The 9,551-nt window shown below is 63.7% G+C and carries 9 protein-coding genes, 1 pseudogene and 1 riboswitch; of the genes and pseudogenes, 5 read left to right on the top strand and 5 right to left on the bottom strand.

The window, feature by feature from the left end; genetic code table 11:
- Nucleotides 1-64: 64 nt before the first annotated feature.
- Nucleotides 65-1,138: pseudogene (locus EN964_RS14240) on the bottom strand (homoserine O-acetyltransferase); the annotation flags it as partial.
- Nucleotides 1,139-1,252: 114 nt separating this feature from the next.
- A riboswitch (SAM riboswitch) is annotated at nucleotides 1,253-1,330 on the bottom strand.
- A 136-nt stretch (nucleotides 1,331-1,466) separates the two neighbouring features.
- Between EN964_RS14240 and hisC the strand changes: the two are divergent.
- Both hisC and EN964_RS14230 read left to right on the top strand, forming a co-directional pair.
- A complete protein-coding gene (gene hisC / locus EN964_RS14235; protein WP_127271089.1) occupies nucleotides 1,467-2,576 on the top strand; it encodes a histidinol-phosphate transaminase in 1,110 nt (369 codons plus the stop codon).
- A gap of 5 nt (nucleotides 2,577-2,581) precedes the next feature.
- A complete protein-coding gene (locus tag EN964_RS14230) occupies nucleotides 2,582-3,517 on the top strand; it encodes a prephenate/arogenate dehydrogenase family protein (RefSeq protein WP_206528720.1) in 936 nt (311 codons plus the stop codon).
- A gap of 89 nt (nucleotides 3,518-3,606) precedes the next feature.
- Here EN964_RS14230 and EN964_RS14225 read toward each other — a convergent pair whose 3' ends face one another.
- Together EN964_RS14225 and EN964_RS14220 are read right to left on the bottom strand one after the other, a co-directional pair.
- The gene (locus tag EN964_RS14225; protein WP_127268939.1) at nucleotides 3,607-4,530 is read right to left on the bottom strand and encodes a sugar kinase; all 924 of its coding nucleotides are present in this window, start codon (nucleotides 4,528-4,530) and stop codon (nucleotides 3,607-3,609) included.
- 7 nt (nucleotides 4,531-4,537) lie between these two features.
- Complete coding sequence (locus EN964_RS14220) at nucleotides 4,538-5,536, bottom strand: DUF2125 domain-containing protein (RefSeq protein WP_127268941.1); 999 nt, start codon at nucleotides 5,534-5,536, stop codon at nucleotides 4,538-4,540.
- A gap of 142 nt (nucleotides 5,537-5,678) precedes the next feature.
- Between EN964_RS14220 and EN964_RS14215 the strand changes: the two genes are divergently transcribed.
- From EN964_RS14215 to EN964_RS14205, 3 genes are all read left to right on the top strand, one after another.
- On the top strand, nucleotides 5,679-6,200 hold the full coding sequence (locus EN964_RS14215; RefSeq protein ID WP_127268943.1) for a gamma-glutamylcyclotransferase: 522 nt from the start codon (nucleotides 5,679-5,681) through the stop codon (nucleotides 6,198-6,200).
- Between the two features lie 121 nt (nucleotides 6,201-6,321).
- Nucleotides 6,322-7,269, top strand: coding sequence for an aldo/keto reductase (locus EN964_RS14210; protein ID WP_127268945.1), 948 nt, complete (start codon nucleotides 6,322-6,324; stop codon nucleotides 7,267-7,269).
- Between the two features lie 90 nt (nucleotides 7,270-7,359).
- Complete coding sequence (locus tag EN964_RS14205) at nucleotides 7,360-7,986, top strand: LysE family translocator (protein WP_127268946.1); 627 nt, start codon at nucleotides 7,360-7,362, stop codon at nucleotides 7,984-7,986.
- Between the two features lie 25 nt (nucleotides 7,987-8,011).
- Here the strand turns inward: EN964_RS14205 and EN964_RS14200 are convergent, their stop codons facing one another.
- Both EN964_RS14200 and EN964_RS14195 read right to left on the bottom strand, forming a co-directional pair.
- Nucleotides 8,012-8,812 carry a 1-acyl-sn-glycerol-3-phosphate acyltransferase gene (locus EN964_RS14200; protein ID WP_127268948.1) on the bottom strand — a complete coding sequence of 267 codons (801 nt, stop codon included), beginning with the start codon at nucleotides 8,810-8,812 and terminating at the stop codon, nucleotides 8,012-8,014.
- A 123-nt stretch (nucleotides 8,813-8,935) separates the two neighbouring features.
- A partial coding sequence (locus tag EN964_RS14195) for a LysR substrate-binding domain-containing protein (protein WP_127276465.1) occupies nucleotides 8,936-9,551 on the bottom strand: 616 nt, incomplete at its 5' end.

Below are 9,551 nucleotides of genomic sequence, written 5' to 3'. Positions count from 1 at the left end.
ATCTGCGCCACCAGGGCATGACCTTCGTCGATCGCTTCGACGCCAATTCCTACCTCTACATGACGCGGTCGGTCTCGATCTCGACGAAGGATACCGATGCTCCGGCGGCGTTGAGCGCATGCACGATCGAGCGGCTCTCCTCGGTCGGAAAAAGCCAGTCCGAGGTGAACGACACCAGGCAGAAGCGGGTTTTCGTGCCGGCGAAAGCATCGGCCAGCCGGCCGCCATGGTCGGCGGCAAGGTCGAAATAGTCCATCGACCGCGTCATGTAGAGGTAGGAATTGGCGTCGAAGCGATCGACGAAGGTCATGCCCTGGTGGCGCAGATAGCTTTCGATCTGGAAGTCGGCGTCAAAGCCGAAGGTCAGCGCTTCGCGATCCTGCAGATTGCGGCCGAACTTGCGGTGCAGGGCGGCTTCCGACAGGTAAGTGATGTGGGCGGCCATGCGCGCTACCGCCAGGCCCTTTTCCGGGCGTTTGCCGTGCTCGAAATATTTGCCGCCATGCCAGTCCGGATCGGCCATGACAGCCTGGCGGCCAACCTCATGAAAGGCGATGTTCTGCGAGGAATGGCGCGCGCCGGTGGCGATCGGCAGCGCCGAGAAGACGCGCTCCGGATAGCTCGACGCCCATTCCAGCACCTGCATGCCGCCCATCGAGCCGCCGAGCACGCAAAACAGTTTTTCGATGCCGAAATGGTCGATCAGCATCTGCTGCGCCCGCACCATGTCGCGAATGGTGATAATGGGCAGGTCAAGCCCATAGGGCTTGCCGGTGGCGGGATTGGTCGAGGCCGGACCGGTGGACCAAAGGCAACCGCCGATGACATTGGAGCAGATGACGAAGAAGCGATTGGTGTCGATGATCTTGCCGGGGCCGATCAGCACTTCCCACCAGCCAGGCTTGCCGGTCACCGGATTGGTGCTGGCGACGTGCTGGTCTCCGGTCAGTGCATGGCAGACGAGGATGGCGTTGGAGCGGGCATCGTTCAGCGTGCCGTAGGTCTGGTAGGCGATCTGGAACGGTGAAAGCAGCGTGCCGGCGTCCAGCTTGAGCGGCTTGTCGGATCCAAAACGCAAAACCGGGCTCGACGGCTGGTCGACCTCGTTGTTGGTTTTGCGGGCACGCAGAACGGCCATGACATCCATCTCACACTTTGAGCCCACGCATCGCGTTTGTCGAAAGTCGATGCCGATACGGGTGTCCGGCCGGCGCGGACAACAAAAAACCGGCATTGCGGTCGCAAAGCCGGTTACAGGATGCAAACGGCCCTTTAGCAAGTTGTTTAACGTGGCTGCAAGCCGACCGGCCAAATCACCACGGAAGTTCGCACCCCTTCTAGGGCTGTGGCGCGCCGTCGTCAACGGCCAGCCCTGGGCGATGGCTGTCGCCTCTCGACATTGCAGGCCACGGCTTGTATTTCCGCTGCGGCTTCCCCGAGGAAGCGTTCTCGACGGATTTTGCGACATGAGCCAGACACCGGACCAGGCACGTCCAACCCCGCGTGCGGGCATCATGGACATCGACGCCTATGTGCCGGGCAAGAGCACGGCGCCCGCCGGCGTCGCCAAGGCCCACAAGCTGTCATCAAACGAGAATCCGCTAGGGCCCTCGCCGAAAGCGATCGAAGCCGCGCGCGAGATTGCCGGCAAGCTCGACATCTATCCCGACGGCACCGCCAGGCGGCTGCGCGAAGCGATCGCCGAGGTGCATGGCCTCAACCCTCAGAACATCATATGTTCCAACGGTTCCGACGAGATTCTCGGCCTGCTGGCGCAGACCTATCTGGCGCCCGGCGACGAGGCCGTCATCACCGAACACGCCTTCATGGTCTACAAGATCTACATCCAGTCGGCGGGTGCCGTTCCGGTGACGATCAAGGAAACAGATGAGCGCGCCGACATCGACGCCATCCTGGCCGCGGTCACGCCGCGCACCAAGATCGTGTTCCTCGCCAATCCCAACAACCCGACCGGCACCTATGTGCCGTTCCAGGAGGTGCGCCGGCTGCATGCCGGCCTGCCCAGGCACGTGCTTCTGGTGCTCGACGCGGCCTATGCCGAATATGTCCGCCGCAACGACTATGAGGCCGGCATCGAGTTGGTCGGCAGCACCGAGAACGTGGTGATGACCCGTACCTTCTCCAAGATCGGCCTCGGTGGCGCGCGGATCGGCTGGATGTATGCGCCGATGCATATCGTCGACGCCATCAACCGCGTGCGCGGTCCCTTCAACGTCAATGCGACGGCGATCGAGGCCGGTATCGCAGCCATCCGCGACCGCGCCCATGTCGAGCGCAGCGTGGCGCACAACGAGACCTGGCTTGCCTGGTTGAGCGAGGAATTCACAAAGCTCGGGCTGCGGGTAACGCCGAGCGTCGGCAATTTCGTTCTCATTCATTTTCCCGATGACCAGAAGCATTCGGCGGCGGCGGCGGACGACTATCTGACGGCGCGCGGCTATATATTGCGGCGCGTTTCGGGCTATGGCTTTCCCAACGCGTTGCGCATGACCGTCGGCACCGAAGAGGCCAATCGCGGCGTTGTCGCCGCTCTCACGACATTCCTGAAAAGCTAGAGACCATGACATCACCGATGTTTGAAAAGATCGCGCTGGTCGGCATCGGCCTGATCGGCTCGTCGCTGGCCCGCGTCATCCGCCGCGAGGGGCTGGCCCGTCACGTAGCCATATCAACGCGCAGTGCGGCGACGCTGGCGCGAGCCGAGGAGCTTGGGCTGGGCGATAGCTATACCACCGATGCGAGAGAGACTGTCCGCGATGCCGACCTTGTCATCATTTCGGTGCCGGTAGGCTCATCCGGCGCGGTTGCCGAGGAAATCGCGCCGGCGCTGAAGCCGGGCGCGATCCTCACCGATGTCGGCTCGACCAAGGCGTCCGTCATCGCGCAGATGCAGCCTTATGTGCCTGAAGGCGTCCATTTCATTCCCGGCCACCCGCTGGCGGGCACGGAAAAATCCGGCCCCGACGCCGGTTTCGCCGACCTGTTCGACAATCGCTGGTGCATCTTCACGCCGCTGCCCGACACCGACCCGGATGCGCTGGAGAGGCTGTCGGAGTTCTGGCGCCGCTGCGGCGCCAACATCGACACGATGGATCCGCAGCATCACGACATGACGCTGGCCATCGTCTCGCATTTGCCGCACATCATCGCCTACAACATCGTCGGCACCGCCGATGATCTGCAGTCGGTAACCAAGTCCGAAGTGATCAAATATTCGGCTTCCGGCTTCCGCGACTTCCCCCGCCTTGCCGCCTCCGACCCGACCATGTGGCGGGATGTCTGCCTGCACAACAAGGACGCCATTCTCGAAATGCTGGCGCGGTTCTCGGAAGACCTGGCGTCGCTGCAACGCGCGATCCGCTGGGGCGATGGCGAAAAGCTCTTCGACCTGTTCACCCGGACGCGGGCTGTGCGCCGCTCGATCATCGAAGCCGGCCAGGACATCGACGTGCCCGATTTCGGTCGCCAGGCCGTCGAGCATCCCGCGAAGGGCTAGAGCAATTCCAGGAAAAGTGTGAGGCGTTTTTCCCGGGAAAAGCGCTAGCGCTTTCCCTTGGGAATTGCGTCAAAACAAAAGCGTCAGTTTCAGGCTGGCCAGGCCTGCGCAACCATGGCCAGCGTCTCGGCCCTATCCGGCGCGCCCAGCCTGCCGCCGAAGCGCAGGCATTTGAGCGCCGCGGCCGCACTGGCAAAGCGCAAAGCCTGCTCGACCGGCATGGCTTCCGCCAACCCGACGGCGAAGGCGCCGTGGAAGACATCGCCGGCGGCCAGTGTGTCGACCGCCTTGATTTTCGGCGCCGCGACATGGCGCACACAGCCTGCGGAACGGTCGTGCCACCAACAGCCCGCCGCGCCGCCGGTTACCGCGACAAAGGCGTCGGTGCGGCTGGCGAGATCGGCGCAAGCCGTTTCCGGATCGAGCGCCTGGCCGCAGACGATGCGCGCCGCCGGCTCCGAAGCGACGATGTGCGTAGCGAGCGGCAACAGCTGTTCCAGGACCGGCAACGGTGCGGTGTCGGCATCGAGGATCGCCGGACGCCCAACGGCGCGTGCCGCCTTGAGTGCCAACGCTGCCGCGCCCGGCCAGCGGACATCGACCAGCACGGCGTCGAATGCCGTGAGGTCGGCGACCGGCAAGACTTCGGGATCGGCCTGGGCCAGCCCGTCATAGAACGGCACGATGATGCGCTCGCCATGCGCGTCGACCAGGATCGAGGCCAGCGCCGAGCGGGCGCCTCTGACGCGGCGCACAAAGGTGCAATCGACGCCTTCGGCCTTGATGCCGGCGATGAGCTGGTCGGCGACGGCATCGTCACCCGCACTCGCCCACAGCGATACCTCGGCCCCCAGGCGATGCGCGGCGCAGGCAGCACTGGTGGCCATGCCCGAGGCGATCTGGACGCCGTCGGAGGCAATGAACTTGCCTTGATGCACAGGCAGTGTCTCGACGCGCAGGATGGTGTCCAGCGTCAAGGCGCCAACGCTCAGCAGCTTCACGGGTTTTGCCATGGTTGAGCTATTCGACCGGCTTGATCTTGCCCAGCGGAATGAAGCCGAGCGAGGCCTTGCCCCTGACCACCTTCAGCGGCATCGACGGCTCGTTGCCGAGCACCGCCAGGGCAGAAAAACCCTGCTCGATCTGGCTTTTCTGCTCGGGTATGGCGGCGCCAAGGATGGCCGCCACCGCCTTCGGGTCCTTCAGCCTGATCATCAGATCGGCGTTGACCAGACCCTCGGCATCAACCGAGAGCGGTCCCGAAACGGTGATGCGCGCCGTGCCCGACGACAGGTCAAGGTTGCGGATCTCGATCGCCTGGCCACGAAGGCTCTTCACCTGCGTGCCGATCAGTGCGACACCGTTCTTCAATGTCACGTCGCCACTGGCATCGAGCGCCGGAAGCACGCGCCCGCCAATCGCGCCGGGGTCGATCTCGAGATCGCCGAAACTGCCGAGATAGTCGATATCCTCGCCGTTGGGCTGCAGCTGGCCCGATGCCTTGCCGGCGCTGAACAGTTGCACCGGATCGGTGTCGTCGGCCGGATCGGTCTGGCCGGACAGGCCCTCCGCCTCCAGAGAAATCCGCTGCGGCAGCGGCCACCACAATTTGAAATTGGCCTGCAGATTGTCCCAGTCGATCCACAGCGGCACCATGTCCGGAACTGAGGTCCTGAGCGGGCCGCGCAGATTGGCAACCGGCGACAGAGGCTGGATGATCTGGGCGGCTGCGTTGAAACTGCCGGCTGAGGCCGCGATGTTCCTGGCATCGTCTTCATAGGCGAGGTTGTCGCAGGAGACGGTAAAGCTCAAGGGATAGCCGCTGACCTGGAGATTGGCGCAGCCGGCCTCGACGCCATTCTTGTTGAGCGTGGCGACCGCCTTGTCGGCCTCGCTCCTGACGCGGTCGGCCAGATAGAACCAGCCGCCGCTGTAGAGGGCGAACAGCAGGACGATGAATGCTGCAAGCCAGAACAGGCGGCGACGGTTACTTGGCTGGCGTTCGTCACTTGACGTCATGCTTTGGCTCTCGTTATCGCATGGGTGTTGCGGACGGGTGGTCGATTCCGCCAGGCAGACAGACGAATAGTTAGACGGGACGGGCGGAAAAAACACCGGTCCGGGTGCGGTGTTGGCATCTTTTGCAATCAGGCGCGGCGATATGGGCGATTTTTGGGTGTTTGGCTATGGCTCGCTGATCTGGCGGCCGGGATTCGCGCATGTCGAAACCCAGCGTGCCCGCCTGCATGGTTACCGGCGCTCGCTCTGCGTCTATTCCTTCGTGCATCGCGGCACGCGCGAGCGGCCGGGGCTGGTGCTCGGCCTCGACCGTGGCGGGTCCTGCGTCGGCCTCGCATTCCGCGTCCCCGGCGACTTGCGCGACGAGGTCATGGCCTATCTTCGCGAGCGCGAACTGGTCACCAATGTCTATCTGGAGCGCATGCTCAAGATTCGCCTCGACGGGGGCGGTACGGTCGACGCGGTGGTCTACATTGTCGACCGCCAGCACGAGCAATATGCCGGAGCGCTCGACGCGGCGGATGCAGCGGCCGTGGTGCGCGGCGCGGTCGGCCAGTCCGGCAACAACGAGGACTATGTGCTGAGCACGCTTGAGCATCTCGAGGCACTGGGCATAAGCGACCACTGGCTGGAGGATGTCGCCAGCCAGGTCGCGCCTTTGTGAAGCTGGCTCTGCGGAAAAAGGCGGCCAGGCCTTTGACCTCGTTCAGGCAAGACCTAGGTTAGGCTCCGACCCTCAGCCCGCGGGCGCCATTTGCCCGCCCCAATCATCCCGGAGATCCGCCTTGCAGAAACGTCGTCTCGGTCGCACCGACCTTACCATCGCGCCGCTGGTTCTGGGCGGCAATGTCTTCGGCTGGACCGCCGACGAGAAAACCTCGTTCGACCTGCTCGACCGCTTCGTCGGCGCCGGCCTCAACGCCATCGATACGGCGGATGCCTATTCGCGCTGGGTTCCCGGCCACAAAGGCGGTGAATCGGAAACCATCATCGGCAAATGGATGAAAGACCGTGGCAATCGCGACAAGGTCGTGGTGATCACGAAGGTCGGTTCGGATATGGGGCAGGGGCACAAGGACCTGTCCGCCGCATACATCGAAAAGGCCGTCGACGCATCGCTGAAGCGGCTGCAGACCGAAGTCATCGATCTCTATCTGTCGCACTGGCCGGACCCCGCAACGCCCTATGAAGAAACGCTTGGCGCCTACGAGAAGCTGCTCGCCAAGGGCAAAATCCGCTATGCCGGCTGTTCGAATCTCGACGCCGGCCAGTTGCGTGCCGCACTCGATGTGGCGAGCTTGCGCAGTCTGTCGCGCTACGAGGTGCTGCAGCCGGAATACAATCTCTACGATCGCTCGTCCTTCGATGGGCCGTTGCGCGATCTGTGCGTGGCCGAGGACATCGGCGTCATCACCTATTTCAGCCTGGCCAAGGGTTTTCTCAGCGGCAAATACCGCAGCGATGCCGATCTCGGTCAAAGCCCGCGCGGCGGTGGCGTGAAAGACTATCTCAATGCGCGCGGCATGCGCATCCTTGCGGCACTCGACGCGGTTTCATCAAGGCATTCGGCCAAGCAGGCGGAAGTCGCGCTTGCCTGGGTGATTGCGCGGCCGGGTGTCACCGCGCCGATCGCCAGCGCCACCAAGCCTGAACAGATGGACAGCCTGATCAGGGCGGCGTCGCTGAAACTGACCGCCGCCGACATGGCCGAACTCGACAAAGCGAGCGGCTGAAGCTTCAGGCGCGACGCCTCGCACGAACGTCCAAGACGCCACTCTGGTCCTGCCATACCGTCTCTTCGCGCAAGGCAGGACAGAGGAGAGATGACTGAGCCGCTTCTTTCGCAGCCGGACTTTTGGGGGCAACTTCTCGCGCTCGTGCTTGCCGCCCTGGTGATCATGGGCAGCCCGGGTCCGGCAACGATAAGCGTTACCGCCGTTGGGGCCGCCTTCGGTTTGCGCCACTCGCTGGGCTATGCCTGGGGAATCATCCTGGGCACGATCGCCGTGCTTCTGGTTGTCGCGACCGGGGTCATGGCGGTGCTTACCTCGATGCCGAAGCTGGCGCCGTTGCTGGCTTTCGCCTCGGCGGCCTACATCCTCTATCTCGCCTTCAAGATCGCCACGGCGCCGCCCATGGCAGCACGCGGCGCGGAGGCTTCGTGTCCAACATGGCTGGCTGGATTCCTTCTCGCGGTCGCCAATCCGAAGGCCTATGTGGCAATCGCCGCCGTGTTCGCCGGTGCTTCGCCCAAACAGGGTAACACTGAGCTTGGTCCATGGCTGAAGCTGATGGCTCTCGCGCTGATGATCGTCGCCATCCATGCTCTGTGGCTTGTCTTGGGAGTGGCATTCGCGCGCTTCCTGCGCCGGCCGGCGGCCTCGCGGATCGTCAACCTGGTCTTTGCCGCGACGCTGGTGTTGACCACCGCGCTGGCCGTTTTCGGCTGAGAACTGCCGGCAGGAGACTTCCGGTTCAGGCTTTGGTTCTTGCGGCGTTGTCCAGCTCTTGCAGTCTTTTCACCGCTGTCGGCGGCAAGGCAGGCGGGTTTGGGCCGCGCGCGGCATCAATCAGGAACTGGTCGCAGGCAGCCTCGGTCTCGCCGATCAGCCGGGCCATGAATTCGTCCTTGCTCAGTCCCGGTGGGATCGGCGGCAGGAAGCGCGCCTTCACGGTGCCGGGGTAGCGCAGAAATTTTCGACGCGGCCAATAGAGACCGGCGACATGGGCAACCGGCACCACCGGAATGCCAAGTTGCGCATAGATTTCGACGATGCCGTATTTGTAGGCCGGCTCGTCGCCCGGCGCGCGTCTTGTCCCTTCGGGGTAGATGATGAGCTGGCGAGGATTGCGCGCCATCTCCGCCTTGGTCGCGGCGACCACGGCCTTCAGCGCTTTCGAACGGCTGCCGCGATGAACCGGAATCATGCGCATCTTCATGATGTACCAGCCGAAGAACGGGATCCAGGTGAGCTCGCGCTTCAGGATGTAGAGCGGGTCGTGAAGATAGGGAAAGAAGGCGATCGCATCCCAGAACGACTGGTGTTTGGGGGCCAGGATGAAGGAGCCTTCGGGCAGGTTTTCCCGGCCGGTGATCTCGCTCTTCGTTCCGGCGATCTTGTCGTAAAGCCACATCGAGGTGCGCGACCAAAATTTCGGCACGAACCAGGCGCGGTGCCGGGGCGACAGGAAATAGTATGGGGTCCAGAGGATCATCTGGACGATCAGGTTGACGTAAAAGACGAAATTGAACGTCAGCGATCTGATGTAGAGCATTTGGGGGGAGCCCGGTGAGGAGGTGAGCGTTGGTTACACCAAGCGCGGGAAAAAAGGAAATGGCCGCAGGGCGCTTTGGCTGGCAACGAAGAACGGTCGCCAATGGGGGTTGGCCTGGTTCCGCTACATCAGCCGCGCCAGCCGCTCCTTCAGGCGCGGGGCGGCAAAATCGAGGAATGCGCGCAGCTTGACCGGCAGCAGGCCGTGGCCCGCATGCACCAGGCTTACCGGCCATGGCTTTGGCTCAAACTCCTGCAGCAGGATGCGCAGCGTGCCGGACCGCAGCGCGGCTTCGATCTGGTAGGAAAGCACGCGTGTCAGCCCGACGCCGGCAATCGCCGCATCGATGGCCGCTTCGGCGGTGTTGACCTGAAGCCGCGAGCGGACCCGAACCGGGATTTCGGCCTTGCCCTTGGTGAAGCTCCAACTGGCGGCGGAGGCAAGTCCCTCGAAGGTGATGCAATCGTGTGTTTCCAGATCCTCCGGGGTGGTCGGCGTGCCGTGTTCGGCAAGATAGGCCGGGCTGGCGCAGACGACGCGGCGGATCGCGCCGACGCCGATGGCGACCAGGCTCGAATCGGGCAACTGGCCGATGCGGATGGCGAGATCGAAATGGTCCTCGACCAGCTGGGTTATGCGGTCGGCCAATGTCAGGCGGATGTCCACGTCTGGATAGGCGGCGAGAAAGCCGGTGACGACCGGCAGCACGTGCAGGCGGCCAAAGACGACCGGCGCGGTG

The organism is Mesorhizobium sp. M7A.F.Ca.CA.001.10.2.1, from assembly GCF_003998575.1.
Classification (GTDB): Bacteria; Pseudomonadota; Alphaproteobacteria; order Rhizobiales; family Rhizobiaceae; genus Mesorhizobium.
Note: the sequence above shows the minus strand (reverse complement) of the source record. Positions and strands in the feature narration are given on the sequence as shown.